This window comes from Klebsiella sp. I138 (genome assembly GCF_051131765.1).
Taxonomy (GTDB): domain Bacteria; phylum Pseudomonadota; class Gammaproteobacteria; order Enterobacterales; family Enterobacteriaceae; genus Klebsiella.
In genome coordinates, this window is record NZ_CP180447.1 from 586,854 (window position 1) to 608,519 (window position 21,666).

At 47.9% G+C, this 21,666-nt stretch carries 24 protein-coding genes; 1 reads left to right on the top strand and 23 read right to left on the bottom strand.

Going from position 1 to position 21,666, the window contains the following annotated elements:
• Positions 1–399: 399 nt before the first annotated feature.
• The 7 genes from hchA to virB11 all read right to left on the bottom strand — a co-directional run bounded on the left by hchA (position 400) and on the right by virB11 (position 7,387).
• A complete protein-coding gene (hchA, locus tag ACMYSK_RS02585; protein WP_434640001.1) occupies positions 400–1,251 on the bottom strand; it encodes a glyoxalase III HchA in 852 nt (283 codons plus the stop codon).
• 675 nt (positions 1,252–1,926) lie between these two features.
• Positions 1,927–2,679, bottom strand: coding sequence for a MobC family replication-relaxation protein (gene mobC, locus ACMYSK_RS02590; RefSeq protein WP_240727327.1), 753 nt, complete (start codon positions 2,677–2,679; stop codon positions 1,927–1,929).
• 11 nt (positions 2,680–2,690) lie between these two features.
• The gene (locus tag ACMYSK_RS02595) at positions 2,691–4,565 is read right to left on the bottom strand and encodes a type IV secretory system conjugative DNA transfer family protein (RefSeq protein ID WP_434640002.1); all 1,875 of its coding nucleotides are present in this window, start codon (positions 4,563–4,565) and stop codon (positions 2,691–2,693) included.
• A gap of 707 nt (positions 4,566–5,272) precedes the next feature.
• On the bottom strand, positions 5,273–5,578 hold the full coding sequence (locus ACMYSK_RS02600) for a dpoa decarboxylase (protein WP_434640004.1): 306 nt from the start codon (positions 5,576–5,578) through the stop codon (positions 5,273–5,275).
• 47 nt (positions 5,579–5,625) lie between these two features.
• On the bottom strand, positions 5,626–5,928 hold the full coding sequence (locus ACMYSK_RS02605; protein WP_434640005.1) for a TrbM/KikA/MpfK family conjugal transfer protein: 303 nt from the start codon (positions 5,926–5,928) through the stop codon (positions 5,626–5,628).
• Positions 5,929–5,972: 44 nt separating this feature from the next.
• Positions 5,973–6,371 (bottom strand): cag pathogenicity island Cag12 family protein, encoded by a 399-nt coding sequence (locus ACMYSK_RS02610; protein ID WP_434643789.1) that lies wholly within the window; start codon positions 6,369–6,371, stop codon positions 5,973–5,975.
• Complete coding sequence (virB11, locus tag ACMYSK_RS02615) at positions 6,368–7,387, bottom strand: P-type DNA transfer ATPase VirB11 (RefSeq protein ID WP_434640007.1); 1,020 nt, start codon at positions 7,385–7,387, stop codon at positions 6,368–6,370. Before virB11 ends, ACMYSK_RS02610 begins: the two co-directional genes overlap by 4 nt.
• A gap of 37 nt (positions 7,388–7,424) precedes the next feature.
• Here virB11 and ACMYSK_RS02620 point away from each other — a divergent pair, with 37 nt between their 5' ends.
• Complete coding sequence (locus ACMYSK_RS02620; RefSeq protein ID WP_085453984.1) at positions 7,425–8,432, top strand: hypothetical protein; 1,008 nt, start codon at positions 7,425–7,427, stop codon at positions 8,430–8,432.
• Here ACMYSK_RS02620 and ACMYSK_RS02625 read toward each other — a convergent pair.
• From ACMYSK_RS02625 to ACMYSK_RS02700, 16 genes are all read right to left on the bottom strand, one after another.
• On the bottom strand, positions 8,363–8,749 hold the full coding sequence (locus tag ACMYSK_RS02625) for a hypothetical protein (RefSeq protein ID WP_085453983.1): 387 nt from the start codon (positions 8,747–8,749) through the stop codon (positions 8,363–8,365). The genes ACMYSK_RS02620 and ACMYSK_RS02625 overlap by 70 nt on opposite strands.
• The gene (virB10, locus tag ACMYSK_RS02630) at positions 8,742–9,992 is read right to left on the bottom strand and encodes a VirB10/TraB/TrbI family type IV secretion system protein (protein ID WP_434640008.1); all 1,251 of its coding nucleotides are present in this window, start codon (positions 9,990–9,992) and stop codon (positions 8,742–8,744) included. Before virB10 ends, ACMYSK_RS02625 begins: the two co-directional genes overlap by 8 nt.
• 19 nt (positions 9,993–10,011) lie before the next feature.
• Positions 10,012–10,917: a P-type conjugative transfer protein VirB9 gene (virB9, locus tag ACMYSK_RS02635; RefSeq protein WP_240727264.1), complete on the bottom strand. Its 906-nt coding sequence runs from the start codon at positions 10,915–10,917 to the stop codon at positions 10,012–10,014.
• Complete coding sequence (locus ACMYSK_RS02640) at positions 10,917–11,600, bottom strand: type IV secretion system protein (protein ID WP_434640010.1); 684 nt, start codon at positions 11,598–11,600, stop codon at positions 10,917–10,919. The genes virB9 and ACMYSK_RS02640 overlap by 1 nt, the downstream gene beginning before the upstream one ends.
• Positions 11,593–11,730 (bottom strand): hypothetical protein, encoded by a 138-nt coding sequence (locus ACMYSK_RS02645; protein ID WP_434640011.1) that lies wholly within the window; start codon positions 11,728–11,730, stop codon positions 11,593–11,595. Before ACMYSK_RS02645 ends, ACMYSK_RS02640 begins: the two co-directional genes overlap by 8 nt.
• Before the next feature lie 83 nt (positions 11,731–11,813).
• Positions 11,814–12,878: a type IV secretion system protein gene (locus ACMYSK_RS02650; RefSeq protein WP_085453979.1), complete on the bottom strand. Its 1,065-nt coding sequence runs from the start codon at positions 12,876–12,878 to the stop codon at positions 11,814–11,816.
• A gap of 10 nt (positions 12,879–12,888) precedes the next feature.
• The gene (locus ACMYSK_RS02655) at positions 12,889–13,116 is read right to left on the bottom strand and encodes an EexN family lipoprotein (protein ID WP_434640013.1); all 228 of its coding nucleotides are present in this window, start codon (positions 13,114–13,116) and stop codon (positions 12,889–12,891) included.
• Between the two features lie 11 nt (positions 13,117–13,127).
• Complete coding sequence (locus tag ACMYSK_RS02660) at positions 13,128–13,832, bottom strand: type IV secretion system protein (protein WP_434643792.1); 705 nt, start codon at positions 13,830–13,832, stop codon at positions 13,128–13,130.
• A 20-nt stretch (positions 13,833–13,852) separates the two neighbouring features.
• Positions 13,853–16,597 (bottom strand): VirB3 family type IV secretion system protein, encoded by a 2,745-nt coding sequence (locus ACMYSK_RS02665; protein WP_434640014.1) that lies wholly within the window; start codon positions 16,595–16,597, stop codon positions 13,853–13,855.
• Between the two features lie 10 nt (positions 16,598–16,607).
• The gene (locus tag ACMYSK_RS02670) at positions 16,608–16,901 is read right to left on the bottom strand and encodes a TrbC/VirB2 family protein (RefSeq protein ID WP_434640016.1); all 294 of its coding nucleotides are present in this window, start codon (positions 16,899–16,901) and stop codon (positions 16,608–16,610) included.
• Positions 16,901–17,608 (bottom strand): lytic transglycosylase domain-containing protein, encoded by a 708-nt coding sequence (locus ACMYSK_RS02675; protein WP_434640017.1) that lies wholly within the window; start codon positions 17,606–17,608, stop codon positions 16,901–16,903. The genes ACMYSK_RS02670 and ACMYSK_RS02675 overlap by 1 nt, the downstream gene beginning before the upstream one ends.
• Positions 17,609–18,242: 634 nt before the next feature.
• On the bottom strand, positions 18,243–18,452 hold the full coding sequence (locus ACMYSK_RS02680) for a TraR/DksA family transcriptional regulator (RefSeq protein ID WP_085453973.1): 210 nt from the start codon (positions 18,450–18,452) through the stop codon (positions 18,243–18,245).
• A 1-nt stretch (position 18,453) separates the two neighbouring features.
• Positions 18,454–19,026 carry a DUF2857 domain-containing protein gene (locus tag ACMYSK_RS02685; protein ID WP_434640019.1) on the bottom strand — a complete coding sequence of 191 codons (573 nt, stop codon included), beginning with the start codon at positions 19,024–19,026 and terminating at the stop codon, positions 18,454–18,456.
• 17 nt (positions 19,027–19,043) lie between these two features.
• Complete coding sequence (locus ACMYSK_RS02690) at positions 19,044–19,229, bottom strand: AlpA family transcriptional regulator (RefSeq protein ID WP_044711720.1); 186 nt, start codon at positions 19,227–19,229, stop codon at positions 19,044–19,046.
• A gap of 134 nt (positions 19,230–19,363) precedes the next feature.
• The gene (locus ACMYSK_RS02695) at positions 19,364–20,284 is read right to left on the bottom strand and encodes a hypothetical protein (RefSeq protein WP_434640021.1); all 921 of its coding nucleotides are present in this window, start codon (positions 20,282–20,284) and stop codon (positions 19,364–19,366) included.
• A 267-nt stretch (positions 20,285–20,551) separates the two neighbouring features.
• Positions 20,552–21,592: a porin gene (locus tag ACMYSK_RS02700; protein WP_434640023.1), complete on the bottom strand. Its 1,041-nt coding sequence runs from the start codon at positions 21,590–21,592 to the stop codon at positions 20,552–20,554.
• Between the last annotated feature and the right edge of the window lie 74 nt (positions 21,593–21,666).

The following is a 21,666-nucleotide window of genomic DNA, read 5'->3' on the forward strand; positions in this document are numbered from 1 at the left end:
GAATGGCGATACCTCAATAAAGGTACGCATGATGAAAACGACAGGGCAGAATTTGACAGGGCACTATAGAAGCCATGATAGGTGCAATCGAGGCGCTCGATCAGGCCGTGGGTTAAGATTAGTACTGAATCCCTCGTCTGATGTGATTCTTCAGAGGTATATCTATATGAAGTGGTCGATAAAGTTAACCACTTTATCAGGGGGGGGTTAAAACCACGATAGGTCCGCTTCTGCACGGAGCAGACAGAAAGCAGAACCACCAAATCCGCCACGAGCCAAAAAACCTAAATATGATCTGACAGTTACATGTATCAATGAAACTGTCGCTGCCAGATCGATTACGCCTTACTATCTGAAAATTATGCCATTTTCTGCATTGTACATTCGAATTAACAATAATCAGGAGGCATAAACTGAAAGGAGCTCTTTAGCTGCCAGTTGACCAAGCGCATTGGCCGCAAAAGGACTGTCACCTGTCAGTACCTTACGATCCTTGTACACGCTTCCTTTAATATCATCATTAACAATATTTATCCCCATTTGCTTAAGCGCCTCCCCAAAATACCATGTGAGATGGCCTGGCATATAACCTATATCGGGCGTCTGCTTATCAGCTGAATCAGGGAAAGCACAAATAGAATACCCTTTTAGAGGGTTTTCACCATTGCGCAGCGAAAGGAATGCTGCAGGGCCATGGCAAATGGATATGACGAAGCGGTCATTGTTCATGAACCAGCGAAGAGTATCGGCTACTGCGCTGCTTTCTGGCAGCCCAATCAGTGCGCCGTGGCCACCAGGAATAAACACGGCAGCATATTCACTTTGCTTGTTCAGGCTATTCAATATATCAGACAATTTTTCAGGATTTTGGAACTTGTCTCTATACCGGCTGAAAAATGGCATAACTTTCTCATCCTTATGCGGCATGGCCCAGTATTCGAACTTGGTCATGTAACCTGAGATTGTCGCAATGTCAAAATCAAAACCAGCAGCATGCAGGTGATACATTGGAATAAGCGTTTCAACAGGATGGTTTCCCGTTGAGAACAGGGCCCCGCTATCAGTCATCAGGTAACGCTCATCCGCAGCGATGACCAGCACCTTCTTCCCTCCCATGCACTGTTTAGGATGGTCGTAGTCACTAAGGTCAGATACGGGGCTGGTAAACTCACTAAGGGAATAGTCAGAGGGGAAAAATGCGTTTTCTTCGGCATGATCCACTTTCGGGTGTTTACTTTTATCATTTGTCATTACGTATTCCTCGTTGATTGGTGTTAACTCTCTTTCTCGGGCCTGATTTCGCCGCTTATAAGGGCGACCAGGATAGCCTGAGTAGTGGTAGTCTCTTCCATACGGTTGCGTACGTATCTCAGGTGGTTTGCTACAGCATGCGGAGATATTCTCAGTAAACCAAGAACCACTTTAGCTTTTGATGACTCATACCTTCAAACTAAACGCTCCTTTAATACCCATATTTACGAATACAGGAATCATATTGTCGCGCAAAATTTCAATAACAAAATTATGATAATTCAATAACTTTAAAAGTGGTTTTGTGTTCCAGTTTTATGCTAGGTGAAATCACACGATATTTTATAAAAAATCGATTTAACTGTAAGTAATTCATATGATTTTTTCATAAGAACAACTTAAAAGCAGTTCGCTTCAGCCCGGAGTGTGCGTTCAGTGAACGGCCTCTTCATGGACGAAACCGAGAAAAAATAGGCTACAGTCACAACCACACCGTAAAGTAACTTCTCTCACATGCTGTTTCAGAGAATTCAGGCCCCCTCAGATCTTCTTGCATCTGAAGAATGGTATCCAGAGCTATCCTGATCACATCTGAATGCAATAGTTGTTTATACTAGGCGCATGACAGAATCATAAAATGAGAGCTATCCCTTATTATCATGACTTCAGTGGAATTTAAATTTGCGTTGAGGTAGCGATATCGAGGCGTTGCAGTTCGTCAATCGTGTAGATGCGGAAGACATTCCGGTGGCGGGTTTCCAGTGGGATGTGCTGATGGTTAACGATGACGTACTGGATGCTATCAAAGAGCCGTTCAAGACCGCGTTTTTTTTGCGGGTCTGGCACAATATAAAAAACGTAGATCCAGTCTTTACGGGTTCGGGCCAGTAAATGACTGGCGATGATCGACTGGTAGCGGGCTTTGGTTTTCAGATGGCGCTCGGTCTCAATGGCGATCATCGTGCCGGCGGGAAGAGTAATCAGTCCGTCCGGGCGGTGGCTGACCTGATAACGGCTCAGGAAAGTTGTGCGATCGCCATGTATCCAGCCGCATGCGCCTTTTTTTTCGAGGATGATCCGCGCCATCTGATTATCAAGGTGATGCTCCAGCGTCCAGCCTGTGAGTTTTGAAGGCTCAAACCGGGCCGGGAAAATTTCATCATCAGGCTGTATTACGACCGCCAGCCCGTCGTTGGTAATTCCCCACAATGAAATTTTCTTAGTACGTGATACTAGGACGTGTTTTTGTATTAACCCCATTTCATCAACTTTTGAAAGCAGGGAATACAGTGATTTATGATCCCTGAAGCCGAACAGCAGCATCAGTGTTTTAAAATCACTGTACGTTTCTTCTTTCAGGAAATTCAGCAGTCGTTTTATCTTCTCGCGATGTCGGGTCTGGCGCTCGCGGTATGCGGTGATAAGCATCATTTCCCCTTCTAAAAGTTCAGTAACGAGGGATGATCCTCTTTACCTGCACTTGTTGTTATTGTGTGTTTCTCGTCCGGCTTATCAAAAAAGAGATCGGGTTGTGTTGTCGTGATAACTGATGTTGATGACGGTCCGGATGACATTTCTTCCTCGTCAAAATTCAGGGCAATGTTGACTCTTGCGGCGGTGGCGGCAATAGCGGGCGATACGGCACAGATCGCCAGTTCCCTTTTTTTAACCCTGATGGGAGAAATCAGTGAAGCAGAGGGGAGGGCTTTGGTGGTGAAGATAAAACTGACAAAATCAGGTAGGTTCAACACCATATTACTGTCGATAAAGAAACGCTCGGCCTGCCTGATGGTGCGTTCACTATCGATTGTCTCTGTCAGTACCGCATCTGTTTTCGCTTTGCGGACCTCATCATCGACTAATATGGTGCCCGACATCCTTGCCACCCATTCAGCGGTATCAGGGTCCATGACACGATAAACCAGCTTGAATTTAGCATTCTCCACGACAGCACCCACTACGGCATCGCTTTTCAAATCTGCAGGACAATCTTTTAAATCGGCAATGGATTGGTGGTCCATAATAATGTGTACACCTTTATCCCGTGCCGCACCTAACCCTTCGAGCGCAGGCTTGGATAAATGGTATTTCAGTTCGGAAAGGTAAATAGCAATGGGGCGGGGTGTGTGGTTTACCCGGTCGCGCCTTTCTGCGAGCTGGTACAGGCGAACCAGCAGCATGCGCTGAGCGGTAATAATTTTGCTGTTGCGCATTGAGCCAATCACATAGCAGCAACCACCGTTATCAAATATCGTATTGAGGGAAAATCCTGTCGGTGCATTGATGGCATTGAGTAAGGCCAGTTCCTCAATTTTCCCGAAAAAGGCTTTTATCTTATCAGCGATACTTTGAACGTATTCCCCGTTATACACATCCCGAATGGTTGAGGTCGTGTTACGGGCGACAAATTGTGCAGCTATTCGGGCTGCTTTGCGATCGTCAATGCGATAAAAGTCAGACTCTTGTCCTTTCTCCGCCAGACTGAAACCCGCCACAAAAAGTTCTTCCAGCTCATCGGCGGTGATATCTTTAATCAGGTTTAGCTGGTATACCTGTTTCCTCAGGTCAATTAGGGCAAAAGATTTCCCTGCATCCTCGCAGGCTTTCCGGTAAAGGTGTGGGGCCCACTCATCATCTTTGGGGTCCATAACAAATACGCCTTCACCAGCCAAAATACTTTGATAAAGTAATATCCCGGTAGCAACCCCTTTACCGGCCCCCGTGGTCCCGATGATATCGGCATGTTGTTTTTGCCAGTCTTTTAACGGCAGGTACATCGGCTGTTTCATTCTGTTCATGCCGATAAAAATACCTTTGCTCAGATCAATATAATCCTCCGGGTTATAATGCAATGTTTCCGGTAGCAGCGATTTCACCGTTCGGACATCAGTACGTAATTCCCTTTCCAGAGTGGTTTTTCTGACGAACCGATTTTTTACTTTATCGAGTTCAGGTGTTAACACCCTGCGCAGAAGAATATGGAAAACAAAACCGGCTGCGGTAGAGGTGATCAGTATCAGCCAGGATAGGACGGTATTGCTTGTGGTTATCTTTATTCGGTATATCCACTGAAATAATTCATTCACCACGGGCGCTATTGTGCCAAACAAAAAGCACAGTATGGAAAAAACTATCACCAGCTTTTTCCATAAAGGGGCTTTCAGTCGTTCATCGCTTTTCATCGACGCGAAGAACGGCATGGCCAGCCCCGATAATAGCGCCAAAATAGGTTGATACTGGTGCATCAAAACGAGTAGTTCCAGCATGCCGTCCACTATCGGCGATAGTGAAACGATCAGCTTATTTAACACCATAATGCCTCCTGTGTCGGCCATTCGCCCCATGACATCGCCCCCTCAATTCGCCCCACGGTGTTGGGCGAAAAGCTGGGGTGAAAGCAGGGGAAAACAGAGGTGGCTGCGGTGCAGCCATGTGCCGGTAGATAGACTTTCCGGCCCGAAACGACGTGCGCCAGTTCATGCGGGCTGGACGCCCTTATTGCCTGGTGCATGGGGGTAATGTCGTGGCTGAACGCCGCGCCAAAACCCCCAGGGTCAACGGCGGCACACCGTCGCCCGCTACGCGCGACCAACCCCTTTAAGACGCGCGTTTCGCCTGTTTTTTTCTCGCAAGCTCCAAAAAACGGGAACGCTGCTTTAAAGGGGTTGGTCGCGCCTGATCGGTAATATCCCCGCTGGGGCGGGAAATATTACCTGGCTTGACGGTGTGCGGGGCAAGCCCCCCACAAAAAACGGCACCTGGGCGTGCCTTTTTGCTCGCTGGGGCGGCAAAATTTTTGCGGCTCCCCCGGCCTGCTTAATTCGCTGTGGGCGAATGTGCGCAGATGGATGCGGTACCTGAAAATTAACAATTTCTGCGAAATTGAATTTTCTGTCCGCGTTCCACTGGCTTATTTCACGGCTTAACAATTTCTCCGAAATTGAAGCCAGAAATTAGCCGGCCTCAACCCCGCCGTCTGTCAGTCTGTGGCGCTGTGAGGCATAGTGTAATGTCCGGTGGTTCACACCTGTTCGCGATATATTTCAGCACGGCATTCCTGTTCAGCCTTTAATACCTCCCGGTAGGTTTCATCATCGATTTTCGTTCCCTGATTTTCGGCGTATCGTCTGAGTTTGTCAGCATCCTGTTCATTAAGACACGAAAGATGATGTCGCAATAAACTGATCAGTCTACTTTCATAGATCTCATAGTAAAGGCCGCATCCCTGATTCGCTTCCTCAGAGAACTTTCTGTACACGGCTCCGACCGATATTCTGTCATGATGCATTGAGTGGATGTTGGAAATAAAAAGGTTTTCTTTATCCATATTTATTTCTTCCCAAAAAACGTACTAACATAATGGCCGGGGGTTTATTATCCTCTGAGTCTGCCAAATCTGGACAGGATTTTATTCACCGCCTCCGGGTCGGCACTGGCACATTCTCCGAGGAAAGCTTTTCTGGCATTCAGTGTATGACCGGGTAAAAATCCGTGTTTATTTTTTTTGACGATATTAAAGAAAGCTTTTTCAGCTGAATGGCATTCACTCCCTCCACTGTTTCCGGTCGCTTTCCCGTACATACATAGCGCGACTTCGCATGGGTCCGCGGCGAAGCAATAAACAGGGGGCACAATGGCAATGCACAGCATTACCGTCGCAATGGTGGCGTATTTCATGAAGAAGTCCTTACCATAATGTCTGTACCAGGATATCGGTATATTTAATGTGAAAAATAAATATAGGTATCGCTACACGTCAGGCACTGAGTTGCAGGTTGATATTCAATAACACCTTTTGCGCCGTGCTGGCGAAGCCAGCTTGTTGCAGTAAAGAATGCCGTACCTGATGGTGTAGCAACAACAATACGCGTCGAATGCGCAACCGCGTAAAATACGTCGGGGGCCCAGAGTGTCTCGTTAAACTGCGTTGAGTGAACGGACAATAACCACTTCCCATTAACGACAGGGGAAGGATTAATAACGGGGTTGTCATTCCATTGCGGTAAACTGATATTCACTGACTCGCCCGATTTATCCCATTCAACCGATACCGGTGGGGGTGGTGACGAACAGCCGGTAAGCATCATTAAAAATAACAGTATATTGATAGTTTTCATTATGCTTTCATCTCCTCGAAGAAGGCATTACGGTGCAGTGGCCGGAAATAGATATCATTCATCCGGCGCACGTTGCCGTCTAAATCAATACTGACAATAACATCCAGACTGTCCAGCACTTTACGTAACATAAACGTGTAAGGCAGCCGGGCGCATTGTGGGTTTTCATAACAGCGGGTAATAAAACCGTCTACCGCTTCTATTGCTGAACCCGCATGAAGGGAAGTCATACTGCCTTCATGGCCGGAGCCGGTTATTTTGAGAAAATCCCAGGCTTCACTACCGCGCACTTCGGTTAACAATATACGGTCGGGATTCATGCGGTAATTCCAGCGCAGAAGACTGGCTGGCGTCACAATCGAGCCTTTTTCATCTGCTGATTCGGACGGATAGAAAAGGTGGACATAGTTTTTATGAACAAAAAAGGTGATTTCCGGATTATCTTCAATGGTCGTAATGCGCAAATGGCGAGGAATAAAACCAATCAGCATCTTCATGTAGGTTGTTTTCCCGGTACTGGTTTCCCCGACCACCGCGATAGTTTTACCGTGCTCCACGCACTTCTCCATGAAACGCGGGATATCTTTGGCGGTATACAGGCTCAATAATTCCTGATCGTACGTCTGGGTGGTTTCTGAGCCCCTCACCCTGTTATAAAAACCGGCGTCGATGTAGCTCTGGTGGGGAATTTGTACCTGTGACGGCTTTCGGATAGTTATGGAGACTGTGTTGCGCTCACAGGCCGGAGGGACAATAACCTGGCAACGCTCACCGGATTCCAGCGTGGCTGACAGCCCCGGTTTGATATCTTCAATATTGTCGCCGTGATGCTTTGCCAGGCATCTGGCGAAGTTGTAGCACCCCTCATAATCCAGCGAAACACTGTGCAGCTCCCAGATACCATCAATTTTGGTAAATAGCTCGCCCGGGCGGTTGACGGCGATTTCTGTTAGTCCAGGATGAGCAATAAAATCGCCAAAAAATCGCTGTGTATAGCGATCGAGAGAGATGTTTTTCATGTGATATCCTTGTATCGGATACATTTATGGAGGGAGTATGTCGAAGACGAAAGTACTATTCGCTTATTGCCATGAACTTGGACGTTGTTTATCCATTGATGAAGCGCGAACGGAATTTTTTTCCAGAAAGCCGGAAGAAAGGAAGCGGTTCACTTTTTCATGTAGCGATCGTAACTGTGATGTCACCATTAGCGGTGTTAACTATCACGTCAAAGCTGAAGATGGTGAGAAATTCAAGGCTGCGCACTTCCGTTCACCTCATCCTCACAAGTTCGGATGTGAATGGCTCGAGTTCACCGAGGATGCGGATCAGGACCGGCGTCCAGACGAGTCAGAGGCTGATTTTACAGAACGAAAAGCAAAGCAAAAGCTGACGGACTATATCAACTGCTTTGACCCTTCAATTGATGATCCTGATGGCGAACCATCCGATCCCGTGAAGCTTGTTACGCCTGTTCACACAAGAAAAACGGTTGGGGATGATGATAAAACGGGTACAAATGAAGAGCCCCGCTGGAGTCGCTACACGCGAACCAACCAGCTTCAGCGACTTATCGACACATGGCAGGAAGCGAAAGAAACGCTGTCTCAGGATGAGTTCAGGGCGTTGAGACTCAGGATCATGCACCACGATCAGGTCTATCTACATGAATATATAACGCATATACAGCGTGGATTGGCTAATCCGTATTCGGGCGTCATCTATGGCGGTGGAACCCTAATGCATCGGTATGGTCGGGGTTTTCTGATTAATTTCTTTGATAAACATGAGGGGAAGCCTGTTCGTCTGTATGTCAGTAAGGATCTGATGGCGAAAGGGCGGTTTGGTCATTATATCGATGAGATTCTGGACACTAAAAACGTCAGATATTTCCGTATATTTCTACTCAATCCGGTTGTTTCCGAGCGGGAAAACAGCACAGGAAAAAGCGTTATCAACCTTGAAATATCAAAGCTGCGTCAACTGGCGATTTACTACGAGCTGAACTCCAGCAGGGAAGATGAATCTTCATCGGTGGAGACGGAGGGAGAAAGCCCGGCGTAGCGGGCTAATGTCGTCACAAGAATGAGTATATCGGTGACGTCAGGCAGCGATATCTGCTTATGTGCCAGCCGGATATCGTCAGAGGAAAACGGCGGGGCATCCAAAGGGCCTTCACTGATGGTGATACAGAACGTTTGTCCTTCACCTGAGCTAATACTGAGCTCTGCCAATGCGCCGCTTGCACGATAGCATGTCATGACTATTCTTCTGATTACGGTAAGGTGTGACAATAAGTCGTTGACGACAGCATTGCTGAAATCGTCCCTTACGATGATGTCTGTCGCCGTGACACCAAACAAAAACTTTCGATTATTCACTCTTCATCCTCAGCGTGTAGATGCCTGAAAAATCAATATCCTGGCCTGTGACCAGGTTGATGAGTTCACCCTGTTTTTTGTATAGAGTCGGTGGGATATTAATGCTGTTTTCCAGCGTGGTACGTGCCATATCCGCCATAGCCTGACGGCTGTTTTCTGTATAGTCAGTATTCCGATCTTTCTGACCGGCGCTGTTGGATGCCCATGCGCCAATATCGGGGATCATACCGACCAGTAATGCGCCTCCAAATCGCTCCCTGAAATGCGAGTCGATCCAGCCATCAACGCCAGCCTCGCCCAGCTCTCCGGCAGCACTCGTATCGACCAGCGGAATATCAAGGAAAGGGGGCTGGCGGGTACGTAGTTTCGTGATGATGATGAATGCGCGTCCCTGTCCCTGCGTCATTCCGGTTTCTGCGCCAGTCTGGTACATACCCGTGGCGGTAGTCCCTTTTTCAATCAGCTTTGTATTACCGCTGGCGCTCCAGATGTCTTCGGCTATGGTGCAGCGGATTTTCCCAGCCCGATCTGAGATAAAACGGTAATCCAGTGAGCAAGGAATAGCGGTATTTTCCGGCACGTACAGATCGGGATTGTAAGGAATTCGCCGGACCGCTGTCGGGGACTGTTCCGGCTGCGGCGACGAGGTGTTTAGCTGCTGACCGGTATTAGAAGATTGTGTCCCTGACGGCTGCCCGGTAGAGGATACCTGCGTCATTTCCTGATGCCGGGTCCGTACCGGATTTAGTACCGCTGAACTTGATCCCTCCCGGCGCACCAGAAAACGGGCTTTATCTAAGTCGGGCAGTGCCTCCGATCCATTGGGTGTCTTACTGCCAGGGTTGTTGTCCGCCGGTTCTGGTGTTTTCGCGTCGATATAGTGCGTACCCAGATCGGTACGTTGTCGGGAATCGGTCCGATCTGTCGGGGGCACCGTTTCCTGAGGCTTTTCTATACCGGGCTGCCAGAGAAGATTTTGGTATATCCAGTTACCCACCCACGCCAGTGCAATCAGGGCAACGGCAGCGAATGCCAGAAAAGCGGTGGCTTTCCCCCGCTGGCGCTTTTTCAGTTTATTGACAGCCGGCTGTATGGGATCGTTATTGTCATCATCCTGCGAGGTGTGAAGCACAGCTTCACGCTTTGCGCGGGCCTCGCGCTCAAGCGCAGCAATATCATCATCCTTCTGTGTCGGACAGGACCTGGATTCATCTGGCACAGGATGCAGATGTTCGTCGTTCATTTATACGGTTCCTCAGATGTTAATGGGTTGCAGTTTTTTCCACTCGCTCAACCTGCGGGGAAACTGTGGCACCATCTGCGACCTGAACCCTGCCGAAACCACGATTTTCCAGTCCGACCACAGCCCGACCGGAACGCAGGACCAGACGGGGCGTGACCTCCTGAATAACGAGAACAGTAAAGTTGCCTTTCCTGCGAACACTGCTGTTAACCACGTGCTCCTGGCCGTTTAGCTCTTTCGTCAAAGAGGGAATGGATTTGGCCGGGGAGAAGCCCACGAACGTAAAGCGACCATCGTCATAGGCGAAGTCCGGAACGATACGCGTGCTATTGTTCCCCGGATATTTGAGATAGTCCCAGTTTCGTGGCGTCTGCGCGGCGTTAAGAGCCTGTTGGATATCGGCCTGCTGTTGTTTCTGCTCCCGTTCCCGCGCTTTGGCTGTCACTTCACGGCCCGCTTTTTCGTGTGCTTCCTCGGGATAGCGATAACTCACCTGAAAAGCAGGCTGCTGCGATGATTTTTCATCGATGACGTTTAGCTCGACGTTATACAGCCGCCGAGTGGTAACAATTAGCATGTTGGTATGCCAGTCCTGACTGTTGGGAGGAATGACCACCTGCGCAGTATTATCGTCCACTCCGGGGGCACCCTGAACCAGGGCTACCGGGCGGATACTGACCCGGTTTGCGTCTGTTGTGGCTTCCCATGCTTCCTCAAAACCTGGTTTAGCACTGATAACCGCTTCGTCATTGTCAAAGATCAGCGTGGTTACGAAACCGGGTCGGGTATTGACGACGGTGACGTTAAACGGGTTATAGACAACCTGCTGGAGACGGGCGTCGTAGCGGCTTGCTTGTGGTATTGCAGTACCCCAGGCTATACCGCACATCGCCAGTGTCAGTGCGAAAAGAATGATACTTTTCATTATTCAACTCCCCTGATTTCACGATCTGCCTGCCAACTGGTCACCGTAAAACCGAACGGGTTAACTTCCCGCTCTGTATCGCTCATTTCCTTACTGGGGTCGGAGTGGAATGTCAGGTGGGCATCCCAGTATTCTGTGCGCGTACTGCTATCAGCGAGGTGGCGGATAGTTTTTTTGTAACGGAGGATGGCGACTTTATCGGGGGCAGTGCCTTCGGTGATCTGATTAGACAGGATATCGATATGTACGGTGTGGACCTCATTCTGGTACACCTTATCCGGGGCGTCTTTTCCTGCATAAAGAGCCAGATAATCATCATTAACCTGAGGGCTGTTATAAACCTGTACCGTTGAATAATCGTCCTGTAGGGCAGGGTAAATGTAACGTTCACGCACTCTGACGTAACTTGAGGTCATCGCCTTCTGATAAGCTTCTTCCGCTGTCAGACTCATTTTTGACGCTCGGGTGACGTGTTCCACCCGTCCGGTATGATTATCTACAGCATACAGCTCAATAACTGTCTGTTTCAGCGGTAATATCAGCACCACAGTGGTGAGTGCCAGTATGGCAATGAGTAAGCCCGCGCCGCCAACCATAAATCCGGCCTTCGTGGCGCGTTTGTCCCGCTCAATCATTTTCTGCTCAAAGGTGCGGGAATCCGCAATGATTGACTGTTCACTCATGATTGTTTAACTCCGCCATCATCTGAGGCGTGTTTACCGGGATGCCATGCCCACGAAAGGCCGGGGGGTGGGGAGACTGCGCACAGCCGTAAAGCGCGCACAGTAAAATCAGCGCAATCAAGCGTTTCATGGGATGTTTCCTCAGTGGGATGGATAGGGGGTTGTGATAGCGCCGGGGGGATTGACGGAAATAGTATGCAAGGAATGACAAGTTTAAAGATGGAATTTCTGAACGGTTGTTTCTCTTGATTTCGCCAGTCGCCGGGCCTCGTTCCTGGCGATCATTTGTTCAATGGCATACTTACGTGCCTGAGCAGCTCTGTATCCCGGGCCGCTGCCGGGTTTATCTGTACTGGCATCTCTCCATCCCTGAAGATTGTCCTGAATTGCGCGGGTTGTCTGCTTCCCGGCTCCTGCGGCTAATTTCCCAGCACCAAACGCCGCTGCGCCTATACCCACGGCGGCCAGTCCCTGCATGGAGATAGTGGCTCCCGCCCCGGCTAGCGCTCCGGCCAGTTTTGCGGAAAGGTATACCATTATTGCCGCGCAGACCCCGGCGAGACAGACCTGAGCACCTAGCTCCACAATATTAGATTGTGCAGATATTTGTGTGGCAATATCTAAGCGGGAGTTTAAATAATTAACGACCACTCGTAGCGACAATGCAGAAAACAGAACCGTTAATATGGCTGCGAAAATATTTTGCAGCCAGTTGTTAAACATGGGACGTAAAAAGCCATACATGAGACAAAAGATAAATACGGGGGCTGTGATGCTGAGCAGCAAAACCATGACCTCTGCGATCATTGCAACAAAGGCTGTAATAGTCATTAATACGAATATCCCAAGCCACACATAAAATTGAGCTGTGATGCCCTCATCTTTTATGTATGTTGAATTATCCATGTCGTGTAACGTTTTACCTAATACCTTCGCTTTATCCCATAAGCTATCCAGTAGTTGCCATATATTACCGTTGCCGGAAAATCCCTCTTTTAAGCCATTGATAGCGTCAATGACCCCGTCGAGATAACCGCTGACATTGGCCACAAAGGACAGGATGATGGCCATCCTTATGATGTCCCACATGACGTCCTCCATGGGGGTGGACAACTTACCTGCCAGGCTCTGGTATCCTCGCCACATGATATAAAGTGTCGCTGACGTTGCCGCCAGTCCCAGCATCATGGCGGAGTATGACATCATCAGTCCCTTTGTTGCGTCGGTGACTCCCCCTATCAGGTGTTTTTCAACACCGATAAATACACCACCAGGCATATTAACCTCACTATGAATTCAGGTTGGGAGTGGGGGCATTTAACTGTTGAATCTGAAAATGAGCTTCATTGGCATTTTTACAGTTCTCAGAGGTATCGCCTGTTTTCAGGCATTTTTCATACATCGTTTTTAGCTCATCGGGATGATCTTTGTACCACTGGGGCGTTTTGGTTTCGTCTTTGCAGCCGCAAATGATGAGGAATAAAATGGAAAAAAACGAAAAGGTTATTAAACGCATGTGAGACTCCTTTAGCGGTTTAAATCGGGGGTTGGTGCAGTTAACTGCTGCTGGTTCCACTGTTTGAGACGCTCATCCTGCAGCACTTTCCCGCGTTTTTCTGCCGCCTTCACACTCATTTCCCACTGGTCAGTGAGCGTGTTCAGCATCACTGATTTCAACTGAATGCTGTTGGCAAGGTCCTGCGACTCCTTTGAGTCTTTAGATAGTGCAATACGGTTCGAAAGGTTGTTGATCTCGCCCAGCGTCTGGCTGACCTGATCCTGGATCTCGTCAGTCTGCTCAAACTGAATTGCCTTGTTGATGACCTGTTGTTTGCAGATATCGGCATAGCTTCCGGACTGCTCAGTGTTGCACGTATCGAAAACCCGGTACTTTGCGTATAGCGTATCAAACTGCCCGGCGGTGCCACCGGAAAGTAGCAGGTCGTTGAGTGTCTGGCCCGGTTTACGCAGTTTTTCCAGATCTGATTTAAGACTCTTCGCTTGATCAACGAAATCAACAATATTCCGGACACCGGTGGCCGTTGCTAACTGGTCTTTATATGCCTGAATTTGACTCTCATAATGCTGCACTGTTTGTATCCAGCGTTGTGCCTCTTTCAGCCATTCGAACTCTCGTAGTGGGTCAGCATCCACCAGAACAGGGATACCTGCATGTGCCAGCGGGCTGATGACCACACACGCAATAATTAATGCATGAAAAGGCCGTTTCATCATGAATCTCCTGTGGGTTTTCAGAGTGCCTGAGCCAGGTAGGTGTCCAGCCATTCATGGGGCTGCATCCCTTCCCGGTAGAGAGAGTCGAAGATTTCCAGGTTGTCGGTGCTGCCGCTCATGACTTTTGTGTACCTGCCGATCCCGGATAGATCGAGCGTCACACGTGCAGCAAAACGCTTTATGTCGCCGCGTCTAAATTGATTTTTTACCACTACATACTGGCGGGCCTGCGGATCCAGGGCTTTCACGACGTCGAACACCTCCGGTTCAAACTTCATTCCGTCGACATAGTGTGCCCGGTCGGCACTGGGGTTAGCTGCCAGAATCTGCGTGCCGCACTGCTCAATCACGGCAGGCGCAATTTCATCCCTGATGATCTCCGCCGGGGACTGGGTTCCTACAACCAGCATTCCATTTAGCTTGCGGATAGTTTTCAGTCGGTTATAGGCGAAATCCTTAAAAACCGGATCCCGTAGCCATTTCCAGAACTCATCCATGAAGATAACCAGTCGACGTCCGTCGAGTAGGCTGGTAATGCGGTACAGCAGATAAAAGGAGATCGGCGCGCAGATGTTCGCATCGTCAAGAAACTCTGTGCCGTCAATGCCAAAGTTATCGCAGCGACTGATATCGAAGGTGTCTGATGCGTTATCAAACACCCAGCCAAACTCGCCACCCTGCGCCCACTGCGACAGGCGAATACTCAGGCCGTTCTCCTGGGCTTCTCGGGTCGCAGGCTCCGGAAGATTCTCCAGTAAACGGGTGATCCCATGAATACGGTACTGTGGTTCATTACCGATCACTGCAAGTATGGCGTCATTTAGACGTCGCTCATTGCGGGGCGTGATAGTCGCACCGTTACGCGTACACAGCAGTTTCATCAGCTGACTAATGAAACTGATATTGCGTTTCGTTGGTGATAGCGAAAACGGGTTCCACCCGGTGGGCTCGCCATGTGTAATGCGGTAATAACGACCTCGCAATGCCCGGATATTCATTTCTGCGCCCCGATCCTTATCCAGATAAACGGTTGTCAGTCGTTTGGTTTTTGCGTCGGGAGAAAAACTCTCCGTACGGCTATATTTCTGCTGCATGTTTTCCAGAAATGTCATGAGCATGGTTTTGCCCGAACCGTTGGTGCCGAGAATGCAGGTACTGGCTGGGTTCTTCTCGTTGAATTCGTCTTTGTCCGCCAGCGTATTGTGCAGGTTCAAATAGTAGCCATCCCCTGATGGGGTACGCAGTAGGGCCATCGCATCCCCCCAGGGCGCGTTATCTCGCTTGCCGGGGTAGAAATTGTGTAGTGAGGTTAGCTCCACAAAATTCTGACTGCTCAGCTCACCCTTGCGGGGCCGCAGATGATAATTGCCGGGCAGTTGCGCCATATACCCGGCTGAAAGAGAAAGCGCGGCGGGAACCGATATAATACCGAGGTTATTCAGGGCATTGCTGATTTCGCTGGTATCGGCTACCAGAAGGTTCAGCGTGCGGGAAAACACCATGATGGAAAAATGGTGTTTTCCATACGCAATTTTTCCCGATGTTAGCAGGTCAAGTGCCACATCCAGATCTAGCCGCTGTGATACTGCATCATCATCTGAACTCATTAACAGACGTCGGGTGCGTTTGATGGCCTTCCGGGCTTCTTCCCGTGACATGCAGGTGTAGGACTGTGTGATGACATAATCGCAGGGAGCATAAAGAAGCGAATCCATCATCCCAGCCGCTGTTTCTTCCGGGAACTCTTTAACTTCCAGACCACGGAAATACTGGGTGCCGCTGGCATAGTTTATCTGTCCAGACTCCCCAGAGAAAAACAGCGCCGCCGATCCCATGACGGAATATGCGGGAGTGCGGGTGACGCGTATCCTGCGCCACTGGTGCGTCAAGAGGTACTCGTAAAAGGATAACTGGGAGGAGAACACCGCCTGTTCTTCGCTGAAAGTACCAAGAGAATGTGCGGCGTAGCGTGACAGGGCGGTATCGAGGGTACCTTTAATTTCCAGCATCTCCTGCAACGCACCGTCAAGCTCTTTAAGTTTCTGGCCGTCTTTCATACGCCGGTGTCCGGCTTTTTCCAGACTGGCAAAAGGGCGGTAGCAGGCAGTCAGGAACAAGCGGTTACGGCGAAACGGGTTAGCCTCCAGCGAGGCATAATACAGACGGCTGACTTCATCGGCGTAAGGGTTGTCGGATACCTTATGTAGCGAATCGGTAAATGGCTCCCTTACGTTATGGATATAGAAGGTGACCGGCATCCCCTCGAAAGAGCGGATAAGTCCGTGCAACTGGTTACGGTCAATATTGAGCGTTTCTTCTGATTCACAATCGAACGGAGTGCCCGTCAGTTCCCAGGTACAGTAGAGGTCACTATTGGGTGAGCGGACGACATGTTGATGAATATGCGATGAATACGGAATGTATTTCCTGAGCGTGGCACTCTGATTCAGTTTCATGACATTGAGAAACTCCGTGATATCAACAGCATCATGCTCAATGGGCATAAATGCTGTTGCGCTAAATAGACGGTTTGCCGCAGGTTTTCCTCTTGCCCTGAGCCAGACGGCCATCAGGCTGAACCGCATGGGTTCATTCCTGGTGAGCGATTTCATCACCAGAAATTCAATTGGGAGTAAGGTAAGGAAAGCGACGGAGGTCCAGACAGCAACGATGATGGTGAGACCCGTAACAACCAGTAGAGGCACCATCGGCACTCCCCATAGTGCCGCCGGACGTTTCATTGCCTTAAGCAGCTTTGCCATAGATAACCTCTCAGCTCATCAGCAGTGCGCCGATTTCACTGCCTCCACCAATCAGGATGCCGCCAATGATGATGTAGGCGCACTGGGACAGGCTTTCGCCTTTCCAGAGTGTCTTGTAACCTACCCAGATCACGGCCACGGTAATAGTGATGGCCGCCAGACCATTAAGGCCGGTGGCGACTTTCTCCATCACGGTATTTGCGCGTTGAAAGCCGTCGGCAAAAACCGGAGGTACAGAACAAACGATGATTGCAAATGCGGAAACAGAACTGAAAGCGGCCTTAAGTTTGCGGCAAAGTGTCATTATTCGTTCTCCTCACGGGGGGACAGGGAGAGGCTCCGGCGCAATGACGGCGTAGAGATCTTTTCGATGGCAATTTTCTTCTGGCGGAATTTTGAGGGGACGCCACGAACCACGCCCTTAGGCCAGATTACGCAGGGACGTAACTGGTCACCGGCAGACGTAGGCTTCATGAACGGCGGGGGTGTCAATTTATCCTTGTGGGTTCCGGGTACGGCATAGCGGGGAGCTGCAGCGTAACCAATCCGTTGCACATAGCTGGTTCCGGAAAAAGCCGCTTCCGGCTGTTCTCCGGTACGGAAATTGCCGGAGTAGTAGCAGCTCAGTGCTCTTTTCAGCGAGCCGCCGCGTCGGTAACAGTCGTTGAGGATGTATTCGAAAACAGACAAATTGGTACAGGGATCAAGCAGGTCAGAGGCTGTCACACCGTAATGATGGAAATTGGTGCTGGTAATTTGCATCAGCCCCACAGAGTAACGGCGGCTCTGCGCCACAAGGCGACGTATGATTCGCTCTGCTCTTTCCCGGCTGGTGGGCTGATGAGAAATGATTTTATTGTGACTGAAGGTGCGTGAGCCCCTTGGGATAATTTCGGCAATCGCATAAGGGTTAAAATTGGACTCCACCCTAACGACGTCGAGTGCTGTGGACGGATGAATGCTGGCGGCACACTGCATGGCCACCGCCAGAAAGGCAGATGTGGAAAGCATAGTAGCCTCGGGAATGCGGGCAGCGTACATAGCGAAAGAACCATGCATGCTGAGGGAAACTTGAAGGGTTAAATGTGTGGTTCCGATATTGTGAACGCTTTGCGCCGGATTGCCGAAACCATAATAAAGGGTGTCATGAGATATTCTTTACAGGGCTTTTGACTCGGGTAAATGCTGCACTAATTTTATTACGGTAGATATTTTATTTCAGCGTATCTGTTGAAAATTCCAGACCGACAAAAATATGTCACTTGGTTTTATCTGGATAGCTCTCTAATCAAAATAATAATAAACGGGTCACATCCCAATTCTGCATTCCGATTTCAACGGGTCAGCGAGAACATTCAGCGGCACACTGAATTAAGGTTGTGTGATAGCCTGATATAAATTATTAAAGAACGGTGCTCGACCGGGCTGAATAAGTGCCTAACTGTCAGGGCGATGAGCAGAAACACTATCAGGATGAATTTAATTACTATAAATTGGAATGATAAAGTAAAGATGAAATGCCAAGAGTTTTTTGGGGCTGAATTTTAGTAGTGTAAGGGGGGGATAATCGGTAATTGAGTTTTTACTAATAGTGAAATATAAAGACGTGCGGGGTTTTAATTCCCTGCACGCCTTGCTGTTAACATTAGCATTTACGTCGTTCAAGCATTTCTTGGCATTCTCTACACGTTGTTACTCCCGGCAGAGTGCGCCTCCGTTTTTCAGGAATTGGTCTACCGCAGAACTGACAGTGATACAGGGAAGGCGTGGCTGCTGGTTTGAAACGGCTTTGCTCAATCATTTCCTCCAGACGTTGCTCATTAAATTCCTGGTCGCGATCAACTTCGTCAGGCATATCATGTCCTCCTGTCTGTCCTCCCCTGCTCGCAAAATGTGATTCGGTTACACACAGCAGTGAGTGAGGGGGGATTGGGCTCCGAGGCTAACTCTTCGGTGATCTTCATCATGATGTTAAGTGCTTCATTAGTATTAGGACTTTTCCCTTTTAACGCCTTCCATCGGCACCATATTGTGGCATCCATGGTTTCATCAGGAAGAGGTGTGCGTCCATACGGTACAGATATGCCCTGTAATCTGCGGTTGAAACAGACATCGTTGGAAGTAAGACCAAAATAATGCTTTAGTAATGCTATAGACCCACCTAACCGGATCGCCCGATTAATTTGCTGATGATGCTGGGTTTCAGTACGTGCTCTTTCCAGCTGCTTGCGTAAAATGTCATGGTGAATTTTGACTGTAATAAATGATGCGGGAGAGTGGCAGGTGGTCAATAATGCATTAAAGGGTAACTGACTTATTTCGTTAACTTCTTCAAGAGTAAATCCAAGAGTTTCACCGTAAGATAAGTCACCGTCCTTCAATGCATAAATTACATCCGCGAGTACGTAATAATTCAGCGAGGGAAACATAAGTTATCTCTCTTGTCTTAACGGTTAGCTAATTTACGATTAATCCATTCGTCAATCTCCGACTCGAGCCAGGCTACACTGGCTGGGCCGATTTTTATTGAGAGTGGGAAACTCTTGTCTTTCATATACAGATAGATTTGTGAACGTTTAAGACCTGTTTTTTGCTCGACCTGTCTGAGGCGTAATAATTGATGAGATGGCATTTGTTCCTCCAGGGGCTTATGGCATTGCTATCATAAAGGAACACAGAATGATGTTTAGATAAAGACAGTGAACCCGTATCACGAAATTATTCACCCGTAATACGGATCTCAGAGCTATATACACTAAGGATGTACTACTTCACCGTAGTTTTAAACGATAAAGGGGATCCACGCTCCAGCGCCGTTTTTAGCGTATCACCGCTGAGATGATCGGTGATGCCATCAGAGATTGCCCATTCTTCAAATATAGACAAGAGTTTGTAAGGTTGTTTCACCAGAGGGCGTATATCATCATTATGATGACAGGCTAGCCAGAAAAGCCGGGATAAGGGCGTCGATATTCTCGTCGGAGATAACGTGGGGTTTTTATCGCTGGTTAGCTTTTCTATTACTCTCTCAATTTCTACACATTTTATGACGAAACAAGCATCTTGAGGCAAGTCATGCATTGGGAAGTAGTATGGATCCGCATAGCCCAGATTTTCATTCCGCAAGCAAAAGTCTTTGATTATAGAGGTGGTTTCATCCGGTAAGTATTTTATCTTGCTCTGAATTTGTTCTTTCCATGATATTTTATTGAAAAGCAAAAAAAGTTCATTTCCACTCGTAACAGTGATGCCAAAATTAATGGTGTCAGGATTATCAATAGGTAGTGGCATGCTGAGAGAGTCTGCTAGATATCTTTGTATGATAATGTATTCAAATCCAAATAGGTTCGTGTCTAAAATATTCCTGCGAGATGAAAAGTAATCTCCTTCAGTAGAGATGATAAGGTTTCTATTATTTATGAAACAATGCTTATCAAGAAAACAGAGTCTCTTTAGTTCTGATTTGTCCAAAGTGGATATTTTTACTTTTCCTCCATTTTTAGTTATTTTTCGTAATGTCACCGGAGACTGGAAGTATATAGATAGGTTGATTTGCCCATACAGTGCACAGCGATATATTGTACTTTCTGTAATTGAAGTGTGGAATGTCTCATTAATCACTTGCGCTGCTTCTTGTATTGTTAACCAGTTTTTTGCCATAAGCTTGAGATTGCTATTCCAGGACATAAGTGATTTTCCTTCATTTGTTTTCTTTGGCAATTATCTGATGCCATATGTTAATTGATTGCTATCAATGTGAGAAATACCTCAACGTTTATAGACATGCGAGGTTTAGAAAAATAAATTATCTTATTGATATTTCTTCTTTATAGCTTGTGAGTGCTAGCTGCCAATGATGCATGGAAAGGGTCTTTATAGGTGTATATCATATCCGTTAATTTAAACCATGTTCTATTGTCCAGAGTCAGAATCCATCTAACTCTGGATACGTTTTCACCAGTGATAACTTATCCCTGTGTCAAGTTTATCTGCACAGTCAACTTCGGCAGGGCTATTTCTGACGTTATTAAATTTATAATCTAAAAATATCTGCATATTTTTGTTGAAGTAGTAGCTAAAGCCTATTTCTTCATAATCCAGCACTCGGGTTCGTTGGCCAGCGATTTTTTGCGTCAGGTGAGTATAACCAATGCTGGGCTGAAATTTGTCGGTCAGCATATATTTAGCCAGGGCTTCATAGCTGAAGGCGTTGGTATTATTATTGCGAGGCAGGGGGTTGATAGCATCATTACTCTGCGTGAAAACAGTGGCCAGATACAGTTTTTTGCTCTGGTACTTAAGCCCCTCTGCGAAAGTCCGAATATTTTTTTTGTAACCGGCATTTTGTTGCTGTGAAAATGTGGTCTCGGAAGATGACGCAGCAAAAAGTGCACTGAGCTTTGGCGTAAAGAACCAGGACAGGGAAGTACCAATACCATTGCCGTTCTGTTGTCTTAAGGCTCGATTTTCGTTGTTACTTTTGAACTGGTATTGCATCGCTAATTTCACAGTCTGTTGAAAGACCGATAATTTTTTGTGCCACGTCATAAGATTAAGGGCTCGGCCACGCATGAAGTTGTCAATGTAGTTATAGGACATTTCCCTGAATAAGGGAGAGCGGTCGGTTATTGAGGTTACGTCGTACAGTACCCCCCAGTTCCGACCGATATCCAGGCTTCCCCAGTACGGGTTGTCTACACCCAGAAACGCTAGCCGGGTTGCATTTCTGCTGGCATCTGATGCACTAACCGTATATTCCCACTGAGCGTAGGTTTGCCAGTTGTGGGTAAGGTCATGCTTCCCAATCAACCCAAAATAGAGATAGCTACGATCGCCATCATCTTTGATGTTATTACTGGTAAAACGTCTCGCAATGATAGTGCCATAAAAATCGAGATTTTTACCGTCCTGGTTCAGAACGTTGACCGCAAAAGAGTACGGTGAGAAAAGTAGTGTGATTGATATAAAATAATAGCGTAAGTAATGCAATGTCATGATAAACATCCCTAAAGATGGCTCAGCATCTGAATGGTGGCAGGGTGGACAATTTACCGCGACATGTGCTCATT